Annotated in this window: 8 protein-coding genes; all 8 read left to right on the top strand. The window is 74.0% G+C overall.

Going from position 1 to position 16,027, the window contains the following annotated elements:
• The first annotated feature begins 212 nt into the window (after nt 1-212).
• On the top strand, nt 213-1,919 hold the full coding sequence (locus tag ACZ67M_RS14620) for a glycerol-3-phosphate dehydrogenase/oxidase (RefSeq protein ID WP_361352784.1): 1,707 nt from the start codon (nt 213-215) through the stop codon (nt 1,917-1,919).
• A gap of 147 nt (nt 1,920-2,066) precedes the next feature.
• The gene (locus ACZ67M_RS14615; protein WP_469851352.1) at nt 2,067-4,112 is read left to right on the top strand and encodes a serine/threonine-protein kinase; all 2,046 of its coding nucleotides are present in this window, start codon (nt 2,067-2,069) and stop codon (nt 4,110-4,112) included.
• A gap of 152 nt (nt 4,113-4,264) precedes the next feature.
• Nucleotides 4,265-7,087, top strand: coding sequence for a protein kinase (locus ACZ67M_RS14610; RefSeq protein WP_469851076.1), 2,823 nt, complete (start codon nt 4,265-4,267; stop codon nt 7,085-7,087).
• Nucleotides 7,088-7,232: 145 nt separating this feature from the next.
• Nucleotides 7,233-8,948 (top strand): serine/threonine-protein kinase, encoded by a 1,716-nt coding sequence (locus ACZ67M_RS14605; protein ID WP_392099180.1) that lies wholly within the window; start codon nt 7,233-7,235, stop codon nt 8,946-8,948.
• 128 nt (nt 8,949-9,076) lie between these two features.
• A complete protein-coding gene (locus ACZ67M_RS14600; protein ID WP_392010012.1) occupies nt 9,077-10,165 on the top strand; it encodes a serine/threonine-protein kinase in 1,089 nt (362 codons plus the stop codon).
• An 81-nt stretch (nt 10,166-10,246) separates the two neighbouring features.
• Nucleotides 10,247-11,971, top strand: a complete 1,725-nt coding sequence (locus ACZ67M_RS14595) for a serine/threonine-protein kinase (RefSeq protein ID WP_469851074.1) — start codon at nt 10,247-10,249, stop codon at nt 11,969-11,971.
• A 103-nt stretch (nt 11,972-12,074) separates the two neighbouring features.
• Nucleotides 12,075-13,688, top strand: a complete 1,614-nt coding sequence (locus ACZ67M_RS14590) for a succinic semialdehyde dehydrogenase (protein WP_469851073.1) — start codon at nt 12,075-12,077, stop codon at nt 13,686-13,688.
• A gap of 100 nt (nt 13,689-13,788) precedes the next feature.
• Entirely contained in the window at nt 13,789-15,582 is a 1,794-nt protein-coding gene (locus ACZ67M_RS14585; protein ID WP_469851071.1) for a GMC oxidoreductase, read from the top strand.
• Nucleotides 15,583-16,027: the final 445 nt, after the last annotated feature.

Raw genomic sequence — 16,027 nt, 5'->3', positions numbered from 1 at the left:
ACGTCAGACTAGGAGTAAATATGACCGATTTGTGGGATTGATTCGCCTCGTTTCGGGTGAGTCTCGACGGTGACCTGCGGGAAGTTGTCCACAGGCTGAGGGCGTGCGGCGGCCGATGTCGGGCAGGCCGGACAGAATCTGGGCATGGTGGGTACCAGGAGACGGGCTTCGCCCGACGGGTGCGGCCGACGCGACCACAGCGGGAGGCAGCAGTGAGGACAGCGACACTGGGGCCGGCGCAGCGCGCCGAGTCGCTCGCGGCCATGGCCGAGCGCGAACTGGACGTACTGGTGGTGGGCGCCGGCGTGGTCGGCGCGGGCACCGCGCTGGACGCCGTGACGCGCGGCCTGTCGACCGGCCTGGTCGAGGCGCGGGACTGGGCCTCGGGCACCTCCAGCCGGTCCAGCAAGCTGATCCACGGCGGCCTGCGCTATCTGGAGATGCTCGACTTCGCGCTCGTCCGGGAGGCGCTGAAGGAGCGCGGCCTGCTGCTCGAACGGCTGGCGCCGCACCTGGTGAAGCCGGTGCCGTTCCTCTACCCCTTGCAGCACAAGGGCTGGGAGCGGCTGTACGCGGGCTCCGGCGTCGCGCTCTACGACGCCATGTCCATGGCCCGCGGCCACGGCCGGGGCCTGCCGATGCACCGTCACCTGAGCCGCTCTCACGCCCTGCGGGTGGCGCCCGCGTTGAAGAAGGACGCGCTGGTCGGCGCGCTCCAGTACTACGACGCGCAGATGGACGACGCCCGCTTCGTCGCCACCCTGGTGCGCACGGCCGCGGCCTATGGCGCCCAGGTCGCCAACCGCGCGCGCGTCACCTCCTTCATTCGCGAGGGCGAACGCGTGGTCGGCGCCCGCGTCCAGGACGTCGAGGCGGGCGGCGAGTACGACATCCGCGCCAAGCAGATCGTGAACGCGACCGGGGTGTGGACCGACGACACCCAGTCGATGGTGGGCGAGCGCGGCCAGTTCCACGTCCGGGCGTCCAAGGGCATCCACCTCGTCGTGCCCAAGGACCGCATCCACTCCACCACCGGGCTCATCCTGCGCACCGAGAAGTCCGTGCTGTTCGTCATCCCCTGGGGGCGGCACTGGATCATCGGCACCACGGACACCGACTGGGACCTCGACAAGGCCCACCCGGCCGCCTCCAGCGCGGACATCGACTACCTCCTGGAGCACGTCAACTCGGTGCTGTCGGTGCCCCTCACCCGCGACGACGTCGAGGGGGTCTTCGCCGGGCTGCGCCCGCTGCTGGCCGGCGAGTCCGACGCCACCAGCAAGCTCTCGCGCGAGCACACCGTCGCGCACCCGGTGCCCGGGCTGGTCGTCGTGGCGGGCGGCAAGTACACGACGTACCGGGTGATGGCCAAGGACGCCGTGGACGAGGCGGTGCACGGGCTCGACCTCCGGGTCGCCGACAGCGTCACCGAGGAGACCCCGCTGCTCGGCGCCGAGGGCTACCACGCGCTGTGGAACGCGCGGGCGCGGATCGCCGAGCGCACCGGCCTGCACGTGGTGCGCGTGGAGCACCTGCTGAACCGGTACGGGTCGCTGGCCGAGGAGGTGCTGGAACTCGTCGCCGCCGACCCCTCGCTGGGCGAACCGCTGCACGCCGCCGACGACTACCTGCGCGCCGAGGTCGTCTACGCCGCCTCGCACGAGGGCGCTCGCCACCTGGACGACGTCCTCACCCGGCGCACCCGCATCTCCATCGAGACCTTCGACCGGGGGACGCGTAGCGCCCGTGAGGCCGCCGAGCTGATGGCACCGGTGCTGGGCTGGGACAAGGACCAGATCGAACGCGAGGTCCGGCACTACGAGAAGCGGGTCGAGGCGGAGCGGGAGTCGCAGCGCCAGCCGGACGACCTGACGGCCGACGCGGCCCGGCTGGGGGCGCCGGACATCGTGCCCAAGTAGCAGCCGCGGCGGCGGGCCGGGCGCCTCGGGCCCGCCGCACGGCCCGTCCCCCGCGGCCCTGGGGCCCCCGTGGCACCCTGGGCGTCGAGCACTTGTCGCGTGAGGGACAATGAAGGCTCTGTCAGGGCGGGTTGCATGAGGGGACGCATGTCGGACGCGGAGCGGGCGGGGACACCCCGTACGGACAAGAGCGCACGTCTCCTCGCCGGGCGTTACCGGCTGGGGGACGTGCTCGGCCGCGGCGGCATGGGGACGGTGTGGCGGGCCCAGGACGAGACCCTGGGACGCACGGTCGCCGTCAAGGAGCTGCGGTTCCCGGGCAACATCGACGAGGAGGAGAAGCGGCGCCTGATCACGCGCACGCTGCGCGAGGCCAAGGCGATCGCGCGGATCCGCAACAACGGCGCCGTCACCGTCTACGACGTGGTCGAGGAGGACGACCGGCCCTGGATCGTGATGGAACTCGTCGAGGGCAAGTCGCTCGCCGAGGCCATCCGTGAGGACGGTCTGCTGGAGCCCAAGCGCGCCGCGGAGGTCGGCCTCGCCGTCCTGGACGTGCTGCGCTCGGCGCACCGCGAGGGCATCCTGCACCGCGACGTGAAGCCGTCCAACGTGCTGATCGCCGAGGACGGCCGGGTCGTGCTCACCGACTTCGGCATCGCGCAGGTCGAGGGCGACCCGTCCATCACCTCCACCGGCATGCTCGTCGGCGCCCCCTCCTACATCTCCCCGGAGCGCGCCCGCGGCCACAAGCCCGGACCGGCCGCCGACCTCTGGTCGCTCGGCGGGCTGCTGTACGCCGCCGTCGAGGGCACCCCGCCCTACGACAAGGGCTCCGCGATCGCGACCCTCACCGCGGTGATGACGGAGAACCTGGAGGAGCCGAAGAACGCCGGCCCGCTGCGGGACGTCATCTACGGGCTGCTCAACAAGGACCCCGCCCACCGGCTCGACGACGCCGGCGCCCGCGCCATGCTGCTCAAGGTCATCCACGCGCCCGCCCCCGAGGAGATCGATCCGGTCGACGCCACCAAGGTCGTACCGATCCCGCCCCAGCCGGACGAGCGGACGCGCCGGGGCGGCGCCGGCGGCAAGCGGGCCGAGGAGGCCGGGGAGCGGCTGCGCGGGGCGCTGCGCTCGGTGCGCAAGGCCGCCGTCGGGGCGGGTGCGGCCGGTGCGGCCGCCGCCTCGCGGAGCAGGCAGGGCGGTGCGGGCTCCGGGTCCGGCGCGGACTCCGGCCCCACGGGGGCGGGCGCGTCCGGTACCGCCGTGTCCGGTACCGCCGGAACGGCCGCCGCGACGGGATCGGCGCAGGGCCCGGGCGCCGGCGCGCAGGGCGCGAACGCTCCCGGCGGTAAGCGGAGTTCCGGCTGGCCCGTCGTGCCGCCGCCGGACCTGCCGGCCAGGCCCGTGCCCCGGGCGCCGCTCACCGACGTGGTGCCGCGCCGGACGCTGATCGTCATCGCGGTGATCGTGGCGCTCGCCGTGCTCGGCACCGTGCTGGCGCTCACCCTCGGCGGCGACGACGACAAGGGGGCCGAGGGCGGAAACGGCGGCAAGCCCGTAGCCTCCGCGGGACCGAGCGGCGAGACCAAGCAGGACGACGAGGGCGGCACCGGCACCGACGGCGCCGCCTCCGACCCGGCGGCGGACGGTGACGCGAGCGGCGCGCCGGAAGGCGGCGCGAGCGCGTCCGGCGACGGGGACGGCGGGTCCCCGGACGCCGGGAAGTCCGAGGGCCAGGAGTCCGAGGACCAGGAGGACGTGGCCGCCACCCACAAGGGCGGCCAGGGTTACCGCCTCGGGCTGCCCGAGGGCTGGAGGTTCGCCTCCACGGGCGCCTCGGGCGACCGGTTCACCGGCCCCGGCGGGCAGAAGCTGCTGGTGGCCTGGACCTCCACGCCCAAGGGCGACCCAGTCGCCGACTGGAAGGACCAGGAGCGGTACATGGTCCGCTCGCAGTACAAGAAGATCCGCATAGAGAAGGTGGACTACCGGGGCTGGAACACGGCCGACTGGGAGTTCACCTACTCCGACGGCGGCACCAAGTACCGCACCGTGGACCGGGGGTTCGTCGTCAACGACCACCAGGGCTACGCGCTCATGTACACCGCGAAGGCCGACGACTGGGACGGCGACCTGCGCCGGGACACCTGGCGGACCCTGACGAAGTCCTTCGAACCCAAGTCCTGAGCGGACGGCTCCGGGTTTGAGCGGCGCGATATCTGGCATCAGCTCTTTGTGGGTTGCCTCCGGCACGTATCGTGAGTGCTTGCGGACCGTACGCAGCCGGAACGGCCCGCCGGGCGAACGGAATTGACCGACGGGCTGCCGGGGGTGGCGACGTGGACGACTATGCGGGACGGGTGCTCGCCGACCGCTACCGCCTGCCCCTGCCGCCGTCCGACGAGTACGAACTCACCGAGACCCGGGCCTTCGACACGTACAGCGGTCAGGAAGTCCTGGTCCGGCAGGTCCCGTTGCCGGAGGTCGTCGAGGCCGAGGTGCTCGACGCCGACGGTCTGCCCGACGGCTTCACGGCGCGTGACGGCGGTGTCCGGCACACCGGCAGGCGGACCTCAGGCGGGAGCACCGGCATCCGGCGGCCGGCCGACCCCGTGGTACGGCGGGCCGTCGAGGCCGCGCAGGCCGCCGCCGCCGTTCCCGACCACCCGCGCCTCGACCAGGTCTTCGACGTGTTCGCCGAGGGCGGGTCGCTGTGGATCGTCAGCGAGCTGGTCGCCGCCAGGCCGCTGGCCGCGCTCCTCGCCGAGCAGACGCTGACGCCGTACCGCGCGGCGGAGGTGGCCTCCGACATCCTGCTCGCGCTGCGGGTGCTGCACACGTACGGCTGGGTGCACCGCAACATCACCGCGCGCACCGTGCTGGTCTGCGACGACGGGCGGGTGATGCTGACCGGCCTGGCGGTCGGGGCCGCCGAGGAGGCGCTGTGCGGGTACGACCCCGTCCCGCCGCCCGACGAGGACCCCGCCCCCGGCCCGCTCGACCCCAACGGAACCTTCGGCCCCGGCGGCGGTGTGCCCGGCCCGGGCGGCGCCGGGCCCGGGATGCCGGGGCCGGTCGGAGCGCGGGCCGGGATCCTGGGCTCCGGTGACTCCGGAATCCTCGGCCCCGGTGACGCCGATCCGGAGGCCGCCCGGCGGGCCGCCATCGAGGCCCGGGGCGTCGGCGGGCTGCCGGTTCCCGGGGCCGCGGGCCCGGGAACACCCGCGGGACTCGCGCCCGCACAGCTCGACACCAGCGGCGACATCCGCGCCGCTCGCGCCGGAGCGATCGCCGCGTACCGCGCCGGGGCCCGAGCCGCCGCCCGCGTCCAGGAGGCGCAGAACGGCCGCGCCGCCCTCCCGGGAGCCCGCCCCGCCCCCGACGACACGACGGGGCGACCCGGCCAGGGCGCCGACACCGGCCGGCCCGGCGGCTACCCCGCCTCCGGCGCCGAGGCGGGCCGGCCGCCCCATGGGGACGCCGGTCCCGGATCCGCCCACGGCGCCGAGCGAGCCGGCCTGCCCGCCGAGGACGCCGGGCACGGCGCCGCCGTACCGCCCGGGCAGATCGCCGACCCCTACGGCGTACGCACGACCTCCTGGCACGGTGCCACGCCCCGCACCGGAGGCGACCCGGCAGCCGCCCCGCCCCGGTTCGGCGGTGAGCCTTCAACCGCCCCGCCCCGGTTCGGCGGTGACCCCGCGGCCCCCGCACCCCGTCTCGGCGGTGACCCGGCATCCCAGGCCCCCCGCCTCCCCGGCGATCCGGCCGCGTCCGGCCGCGCCCTGCCCCCCGCCCCCCGGCAGGGGGACACCGCCGGGTACGCCGTCCCGGCGCAGGAGGGTGGGCCGGCGACCTCCGGGCGCTGGGACGACCTCGTCGCCCGTACCGCCCCGCCGCGCGGGCCCGCCACCGCGCTCGCCGCCGAGCGGGCCCGGCAGACGCGGATGGCCGTGGTCGGGCCGGTGACGGAGCGGTGGGCGCCCGAGCAGGCCGGGCCGGTGCACGAGAACTGGCAGCTGGCCGCGCCCATCGGCCCCGCCACCGACCTGTGGGCGCTGGGCGCGCTGCTCTACCGCGCCGTACAGGGGCACGCGCCCTACCCGGAGGAGTCCACCGCCGAGCTGGTGCAGATCGTGTGCGCGGAGCCCCCGGCGTTCGCCGAGGAGTGCGGCCCGCTGCGGCCGGTCGTGGAGTCGCTGCTGCGTCAGGACCCCACCGAGCGCATCGACTTCGAGGAGCTGAGCGGCTGGCTGCGCTCCCTCGTACGCTCCGCGCCCGAGCCCGAGGCCGGCCTGCACGTCGTCTCGGCCCCGCCCGCCGAGACCGCGCACAGCAGGCTGCCCATCGTGCGCCGCCGGGGCGAACTGGTGCGCCGGCGCCGGGCCGGGCTGCCCGTGCACCACGGCCGCCACAAGCGGGGCCGCGCGGAAGCCGACCGCTCGCCGCGCAGCCTCGGCCGGACCCTGCTCCTGCTGATACTGCTCGCCCTCGCCGGAGCCGTCGCGTACGCCATGTTCTTCCTGCCGAAGAACGACACGCGCGACTCCGGCGCCGCCGACCGCACCGGCACCGCCGGTGACGCGAGTCAGGCGCCGCCCGCCGGGTCGCCGGACGTCAGCAGCGAGCCCCGGCCCGAGCAGACGTCCCCGGAGTCCACCCCCGGCGGCTCGGAGACCGACGGCGGTTCCACCGAGACGCAGTCGAACGTCGCCGACGGGTTCACCCTGCGCAAGGACCCGGAGGGCTTCCGCGTCGCCGTCGCCGAGGGCTGGGACCGCACCCCCCGCAACGGCAGTGGCCAGGTCGTCTACAGCAAGGGCGACTTCGAGCTGCTCGTCGTGCCGGGCCGCGACCGCACCGCCGAGTTCGGCGACGACCCGATGGTCTACCAGCGCGACAGCGAGCCCGAGTTGGCCCCCTACCGCGCCTCCAGCTGGGCCACCTCCAGCGGGCTGAAGACCATCGAGGTCGGCGGACGGACGATGGCGGAGGGCCAGTTCACCTGGACCGGCGCGGGCGGCGAGCTGTTCGTGCGCAACGTCGCCATCCTGATCGACGGCCGCTACCACGTGGTGCAGGTGCGGGGTCCGGAGGCCGACCGGGACGAGGTGAGCCGGCTGTTCGAACAGGCATCGGCGAGCTACCAGTACACGCGCTGACCGCAGTTCGCCCCGATGGTTGCCTCCCGTCACGGAAAGCGACAACCGTCACAGAGCGGTTTCCATGCGACCCCACCCGTTCCCCGAAGGGGGGCCGGTCCCTAGTCTGGCCCTGACAAGACCATTGCGGGGCAACGTGAATCAGATGCAGGGCCGGCTCGTCGCGGGCCGTTACCGGCTCGGGGACACCATCGGCAGCGGCGGCATGGGCCGGGTGTGGCGCGCACACGACGAGGTGCTGAACCGGACCGTCGCCATCAAGGAGTTGACCGCCGCGCTCTACGTCTCCGAGAGCGACCAGGCGATCCTCCTGGCACGCACCAGGGGCGAGGCGCGCGCGGCGGCGCGGATCAACCACTCGGCCGTCGTCACCGTGCACGACGTCCTCGAACACGACGGCCGGCCCTGGATCGTGATGGAGCTGGTCGAGGGCCGCTCGCTGGCCGACGCGGTCAAGGAGGAGGAGCGGGTCGAGCCGCGCGAGGCGGCCCGCATCGGCCTGTGGGTGCTGCGCGCCCTGCGCGCCGCGCACACCGCCGGCGTCCTGCACCGCGACGTCAAACCGGGCAACGTCCTGCTCGCCGACGACGGCCGCGTCCTGCTCACCGACTTCGGCATCGCGCAGATCGAGGGCGACTCCACCATCACCCGCACCGGCGAGGTCGTCGGCTCCGTCGACTACCTCGCGCCCGAGCGGGTGCGCGGCCACGACCCCGGCCCCGCCTCCGACCTGTGGGCGCTCGGCGCGACGCTGTACACGGCGGTGGAGGGCAGATCGCCGTTCCGCCGCACCTCACCGCTGACCACCATGCAGGCCGTGGTCGAGGAGGAGGCCGGCGAGACCCGGTACGCCGGTCCGCTCGCGCCGGTCATCGGCGCCCTGCTCCGCAAGGACCCGGAGACGCGGCCCGACGCGACCGAGGCCGAGTACCTGCTCGCCCACGCGGCCGAGGGACGGCGGCCGGACGCGGCCCAGGCGTACGTGCCGACCACCCGGCACACGGGCCCGGTACGGCAGGGCGACACCCTGCACCACGGGACGCCGGGCACGCCCACCGCGACGCCGTACCCGCCGGTGACCGGGCCCACCGCGGCCGTCGGCCACCCCGCGACGGGCCACACGGCACAGGCGTACGGGACGGGCACCGTCCCGCCGGGCCACCCGCACGCCGCGCCCTCCGGAGCCCCCGGCCCCCGGCGCCGTCGGCAGGGGCGGCTGCGCACGGTCGCCCTGGTCGTCGCCGTTGCCGCCCTCATCGGCGCGGGCACCGCCGTCCTGCTCCAACAGCGCGACGACGGAGGCACCGAGGCCGGCCCGGAGCCCACCGCGTCCACGTCCTCCTCGCCGTCCGGGTCGCCCACCAACGACAACGGCACCGGCGGATCCGTCCCGGACAACTGGAAACGCCGCGACGACCCGTTGGGTTTCAGCCTCTACCTGCCCAGGAACTGGCAGCGGGAGGCCTTCGACGACGAGGGCGAACTCAAGCAGGCCGACTACAGCCCCGACGGCGGCAAGCACCTCCTGCGCGTATCCGTCGACACCGCCCCCGACTACAACGACCCGCACGCGCACCAGCTCGATCTGGAGGTCCAGCTCCAGCGGCTGGTCGACTACCGGCGCGTCACCCTGGAGCGCGGCACCTACCGCGACCGCGACAGCGCAAGGTGGGAGTACACCTGGACCGCGCTGGCCAAGGACACCCCCTTCCCCGGCCCGCGCCGCGCCGTCGCGCACACGTACATCTCCCGGGCCGGCGTCGAGTACGCCCTCAACATGTCGGGGCCCGCGGGCGACTGGCCCGCCACCGAGCGGCAGTTCAGGTCGGTGCTTCAGAGCTGGCAGGAGCGGACGGGCTGAGACCCGCGCCGCGCGGCGCCGGACACCGGCGGGAGCCGCCCCAACGGCGCCCGCGCACCCGTCGGTTGTCGGCCACCCGGGTGGCCGCGACGCGGAGGCGCCGCGTCCGGTGGGGCATCATGGGGCGCATGGTGACCGAGGGGGCCGGCGGGCGTGTCATCGCGGGCCGATACCGGCTCCATGAGCGGCTCGGCAGCGGCGGCATGGGCATCGTGTGGCGGGCCACCGACCAACTGCTCGTCCGCGAGGTGGCCGTGAAGGCGCTGCCGCTAGACGAGGCCCTGTCCGCCGCCGAGGCCCGGCGGCGCCGCGAGCGCACCCTGCGCGAGGCCCGCGCCGTCGCGCAGCTGCGGCATCCGCACGTCATCGTCGTGCACGACGTCGTCGAGGACGACGCCCGCGCCTACATGGTCATGGAACTCGTCGACGGCGGCTCGCTCGCGGACCGCGTCGTCGCCCGCGGCCCCGTCGGCCCCCGCGAGGCCGCCCGGATCGGCATCGCCCTGCTCGACGCCCTGCGCACCGCGCACGCGGCCGGCGTCCTGCACCGGGACGTCAAGCCGTCCAACGTGCTGATCGCCGAGGACGGCCGGGTCGTCCTCACCGACTTCGGCGTCGCCCAGGTCGCGGGCTCCACCACCCTCACCGAGAGCGGCTCCTTCGTCGGCTCGCCCGAGTACACCGCGCCGGAGCGGATGTCCGGCGCCGGGACCGGACCGGAGTCCGACCTGTGGTCCCTGGGCGTCCTGCTCTGCGCGATCCTCAGCGGCGCCTCCCCCTTCCACCGCGACTCGCTCGGTGGCGTCCTGCACGCCGTGGTCACCGAGGAGATCCATCCGCCCGCGCAGACCGGACCGCTCCTCCCCGTCGTCCGGGGCCTCCTCGAACGCGATCCGCGACGGCGGCTGGACGCGGCGGAGGCGGACCGGATGCTGCGCCTCTACCTCAGTACCGGCCGCACCCCCGCGACGGCGGCGGCCCGCGCCTCCCGGCGGATGAAGCGGAGCGTGCTCATGGCGGTGCTGCTGGTCGTCGCGGCGGCCTGCGCGGGCATCTCGGCGGCGGTGCTGCTGGTGGACGGCGACGACGGCGGGGGCGGCGCCCCGACCAGCTCGGCGCCCGCGACACCGACGACGGACCCCGCGTCCCCCTCGGTGTCCCCGTCCGGCGCTCCGTCCGCCCACGAGTCCCCCGCATCACACCTAAAGGGGAGATAAGCGGCAGCGCGCGTCACGGGTCTGTGACCACCGTGCACGCGCGGTGGATATGGACGCGTGCGGCGCGATATGGATGAACCCATGAGCAGCAACGGGGGACCCCGCAGGGGATCGGACGAGCCGACGAGTTTTGGCCTGCAACCACCGAACCAGCCCGTCGCCGTGCCGCATCCCGGCAACCCGTACGCGGCACCCACCCAGGTCGTACCGCCGCAGCCGGTGTCGCCTTCCGGCCAGACCCCGCCCGCGCAGTCCCCGTCCGCGCAGACGCCGCCCGCCCAGGCCCCGTCCGCGCAGGACCCGGGCGCCGGGCGCCTGATCGCGGGCCGCTACCGGCTGCTGGCCAAGCTGGGGCACGGCGGCATGGGCACGGTGTGGCGGGCGAAGGACGAGACCGTGGACCGCGAGGTGGCCGTCAAGGAGCCCCGCGTACCCGACCACCTTCCCGAGCGCGAACGGGACAACGCCTTCGAACGGATGCGCCGCGAGGCCCGCGCCGCCGCCCGGCTCGACCACCCCGGCGTGGTCAACGTGCACGACGTGGCCGTCGTCGACGGCCGGCCGTGGATCGTGATGGAGCTGGTGCGGGGCCGCTCGCTGGGCGACGCGTTGCAGGAGGGCACGCTGGGCGCCCGCGAGGCCGCCCGGATCGGCCTGGAGGTGCTCGGCGCGCTGGAGGCCGCGCACGCGGCCGGCATCCTGCACCGGGACGTGAAACCGGACAACGTGCTGCTCGGCCGGCACGACCGGGTCGTCCTCACCGACTTCGGCATCGCCCAGATCGAGGGCGAGACCAACCTGACCGACACCGGCGGCTTCGTCGGCTCGCCCGAGTACATCGCCCCGGAGCGGGTGCTGGGCCAGCGCCCCGGCCCGGCGAGCGACCTGTGGTCGCTGGGCGTGGTGCTGTACGCGGCGACGGAGGGCGTCTCGCCGTTCCGCCGCAGCAACACCCCCGCCACGCTCCAGTCGGTGCTCAACGCCACCCCCGCGCCGCCCGCCGCCGCGCAGGGCCCGCTGGCCGAGGTGATCACGGCCCTGCTGGACAAGGACCCGGCGCGCCGCCCGGACGCCGCCCGGGTGCGCGGCCTGCTGGACGCCGCCGCCAACCCGCCCGCGCCACCGCCCACGCAGGTCGTGCGCGTCGCCGCGGACGGACCGGTGGGGCCGGGGTCCCGGTGGAGCGTCCGGCTGGGCCGCAACGCCTGGATCACCCTGGGTGCCGCGGTCGTCGCGGCGGCGGTGGCGTCGTACCTGGTGGTCGCGGACCCCTTCGCGGGGCCGCTGCCCGAGGGCTGGAAGGAGCGGCGGCTCGACGCCAAGATCGGGATGAGCGTCGGCCTGCCCGCCGAGTTCGTGAAGCAGAAGCACCCCGACGGCTGGGACGGCACCAACGAGACGTTCACCGACCCGAGCGGAGCGGTCAGCGTCCTGGTCGACCGCGACATCAAGGACGACGACAAGACGGGCGAGATCCCCGAGACCGCGATGGCGGGTGCCTGGGCGGACTGGGACACCTTCAAGGACGGCGAGTACTCCTACGGCTTCGCCGACGACCCCGCACCCAAGGGCGAGCCGAGCGAGACCGAGTCCCAGGGCGGCAAGGCCGCCCAGAACACCATCGAGTACGTGACCACGGACTCGCAGAACCCCCGGCCGCGCGAGTTCCACATCCTGTACTACCGGGCGGGCAACGGCGACATGTACAAGGTGTCGATCGACTACCCGCGCGAGGGCTACTTCGCCGACGAGGGAAAGGAGATCGCCCGCACGGTCGTCGCCAACTGGACGGTCGCAAAGCCCTGATCAGCGGGTTTGTGCCAGCGATCACTGGCGTCATGTGAGTACTCGGTGAATCCCCGTTACCGACGGGTACACAAAGGCCCCGCGGCGTCATACCCTGCGGCTCATGACGGACGCGCAGGCCCCGGAACTCACCGGCACGAATCCCCTCGCCCCCTCCCCGGAGGGCGCCCGCACCGCTGCCGACGTGGTCACGCCCGAGCTGGTCGCCCAGCTCACCAAGGGCGTGGCCGGCTCCGGCCGCACCGCCAACCACACCCCGTTCACCGGCGAGAAGCTCGCCGACCTGCCCGAGTCCACGCCCGAGGACGTGGCCGGCGCCTTCGAGGAGGCCCGCGCCGCCCAGGCCGTGTGGGCGCGCGTTCCGGTCCGGCAGCGCGCCGCGGTCCTGCTCCGCTTCCACGACCTGGTCCTGGAGCGCCAGGCCGAGGTCCTCGACCTCATCCAGCTGGAGACCGGCAAGGCCCGCCTGCACGCCCACGAGGAGGTCCAGGCCGTCGCCGTCGCCGCCCGGCACTACGGCCGCAAGGCGCCCGCCTACCTGCGGCCCAAGCGGCACACCGGCGCCGTGCCGACCCTGACGAAGGTCACCGAACTGCGCCACCCGCGCGGCGTCGTCGGCCAGATCGCCCCCTGGAACTACCCGCTGGAGCTGTCCGTCGGCGACGCGCTCCCCGCGTTCGTCGCGGGCAACGCGGTCGTCATGAAGCCCGACACCGAGACCTGCCTGACCGCGCTGTGGGCCCGTGACCTGCTCATCGAGGCCGGCCTGCCCGCCGAGGTCTTCCAGGTCGTCCTCGGCGACGGCCCCGTCGTCGGCCCCGAGGTCGTCAGGCACGCCGACTACGTCTCCTTCACCGGCTCCACCCGCACCGGCCGCGAGGTCGCCCAGGGTGCCGCCGCCCGCCTGGTCGGCGTCTCCCTCGAACTCGGCGGCAAGAACGCCATGCTGGTCCTGGAGGACGCCGACATCGAGAAGGCCGCGGCGGGCGCCGTCCGCGCCTGCTTCTCCTCCGCCGGCCAGCTGTGCATCTCCATCGAGCGGCTGTACGTCCAGGAGTCGGTCGCCGACGCCTTCCTGGAGCGCTTCGCCGCCCGCACCAAGGCCATGCGGCTCGGCACCTCCCTCTCCTACGGCGCCGACATGGGCTCACTGGTGGGGGAGCGGCAGCTGGAGACCGTGGAGCGGCACGTGGCGGACGCCGTCGAGCGGGGCGCGAAGCTCGTCGCCGGCGGCGTCGCCCGCCCGGACATCGGCCCATACTTCTACGAGCCGACCATCCTCGACGGCGTCACGGCACCCATGTCGGTGTGCGCCGAGGAGACCTTCGGCCCGGTCGTGTCCGTCTACCGCTTCAAGACCGAGGACGAGGCGGTCGAGCACGCCAACTCCACGCCGTACGGCCTGAACTCCTCGGTCTGGACGAAGGACGCCCGGCGCGGCCGCGACGTCGCCGCCCGCCTGCGCACCGGCACCGTCAACATCAACGAGGGGTACGCCTCCGCCTACGGCAGCGTCCAGTCCCCGATGGGCGGCATGGGGGACTCGGGCCTCGGCCGCCGGCACGGCTCGGAGGGCATCCTCAAGTACACCGAGGCCCAGACGGTCGCCCACCAGCGCCTGCTGCCGATGGCCCCCTCGCTGGGCATGGACGACGAGAAGTACGCCCAGTTCATGAGCCGCAGTCTCCGGCTCATGAAGGCATTCCGGTTCAGGTAATCCACGTAGGGCGCGCGGGGCCGTACCGATATGCGGCTCCGCCGCCCGGGCGCGACCAGCCACGAATCAGCCGCACGTGAAACTCGACGAGGAGACCCCCGTGCCTCAAGACGCCTACGACTACGACGTCCTGATAGTCGGCTCCGGCTTCGGCGGATCCGTCTCCGCCCTCCGCCTCACGGAGAAGGGCTACCGCGTCGGCGTCCTGGAAGCCGGCCGCCGCTTCACCCGCACCACCCTCCCCAAGAACTCCTGGGACCTGAAGAACTACCTCTGGGCGCCGAAGCTCGGCATGTTCGGCATCCAGCGCATCCACCTGCTCGGCAATGTCATGGTCCTGGCAGGCGCCGGCGTCGGCGGCGGTTCCCTCAACTACGCCAACACCCTCTACGTGCCGCCGAAGCCGTTCTTCGAGGACCCCCAGTGGCGTGACATCACGGACTGGCACGAGGAGCTGACGCCGTACTACGACCAGGCCCGCCGCATGCTCGGGGTCCGGCTGAACCCGACGATGACCCCGTCCGACGTGCACCTGAAGGCCGCCGCCGAGCGGATGGGCGTCAAAGACAGCTTCCACATGGCGCCGGTCGGCGTGTTTTTCGGCGACGGCGAGGACGCGGACGGCAAGGCGAAGGCGGAGCCGGGCGGGACGGTGCCCGACCCCTACTTCGGCGGCGCGGGCCCCGACCGCAAGGCCTGCAACGAGTGCGGCGAGTGCATGACGGGCTGCCGGCACGGCGCGAAGAACACCCTCAACGAGAACTACCTGTACCTCGCCGAGAAGGCGGGCGCGGTCGTGCACCCGATGACGACGGCCGTCTCGGTCACCGAGGACTCGCGCGGCGGCTTCGCGATCGCCACCCTCCCCACCGACCGGCAGAAGAAGGGCGCGGGCCGCACCTTCACGGCCCGCCGGGTCGTCCTGGCCGCCGGCACCTACGGCACCCAGACCCTCCTGCACCGCATGAAGGCGGGCGGCCAGCTCTCCCACATATCCGGCAAGCTCGGCGAGCTGACCCGCACCAACTCCGAGGCGCTGGTCGGCGCCCAGACCGACGACCGCCGCTACCGCAAGGCCACCGGCGAGTCCCGTGCCGACTTCACGCGCGGCGTCGCCATCACGTCCTCGATCCACCCGGACGCCAACACCCACATCGAGCCGGTCCGCTACGGCAAGGGCTCCAACTCGATGGGCGGCCTGTCGATCCTCCAGGTCCCCTACGCCGGGCACACCGCCTCGGGCGCCTCCCGCGTCCTGGGCTTCCTCGGCCACGCGGCCAAGCACCCGCTGCTGGTCCTGCGCTCCCTCTCCAACCGCAAGTGGTCGGAGCGGACCATCATCGGCCTGGTCATGCAGTCGCTGGACAACTCCCTGACCACGCACCTGAAACCGACGGGCGTCGGCAAGGGCCTGCTCACCGCGCGCCAGGGCCACGGCTCGCCCAACCCCAAGCAGATCAAGGCCGCCACCGAGGGCGCCTCCGCGCTCGCCGCCGAGATCAACGGCTTCGCCGGCTCCAACGTCGGGGAGCTGATGGGCACCCCGCTCACCGCCCACTTCCTCGGCGGCTGCCCGATCGGCGACTCCCGCGAGACCGGCGTCATAGACCCGTACCACCGGCTCTACGGCCACCCCGGCATCTCGGTCGTCGACGGCGCCGCGGTCTCCGCCAACCTGGGCGTCAATCCGTCCCTGACCATCACGGCGCAGGCCGAGCGGGCGATGTCGTACTGGCCGAACAAGGGCGAGAGCGACCCGCGCCCGGCCCAGGGGACCGCGTACGAGCGGCTGGCGCCGGTCGAGCCCAAGTCGCCGGCGGTCCCGGCGGAGGCGTTCGGCGCGCTGCGTCTGCCCTTCCTGGGCATACCGGCGGTGCCGCCGAAGAAGAGCTGAGGAAGAGGTGAGAGGGACCCGCACCCCCCTCCGAGCGCGGGTCCCTCTCCCACAGGCGGGCTGAGCCGCTGCCCGTGGGATGCCTCGGCCTGTTGGATCGGTGAATCCTGTGAATGGTTGTCTCGATCTCACAGAAGTCTTATGTGGGCTGCGTCACGTCCGCCGTCCACCGGGTCGCGCTCCGCGGAGCCGCGCGCACGGCGAAGGGCCCCGCGGACTACGGCCGCGGGGCCCTTCCTCAGCCAGCACCGGCGTCAGGGCAGCGCCGGTGCCTCGGAGCGGCGCCGGGGGGTAGCGCCGCTGGTCTTGAAGGCTGTTCCGTCGGCCGGCCCCGGGCGTCCCCGGGGCCGGCCGTTCTCTTGGGTGACCGGGCTGCTGTCCCCTGCCGTCCGGTCACTTGTCTGGAGCGAGGTCCCACGACGTACGGCACGATCCGCACGTCTCA

The organism is Streptomyces sp. NPDC107500 (assembly GCF_055582785.1).
This window is presented reverse-complemented; position numbering and strand designations above follow the sequence as displayed.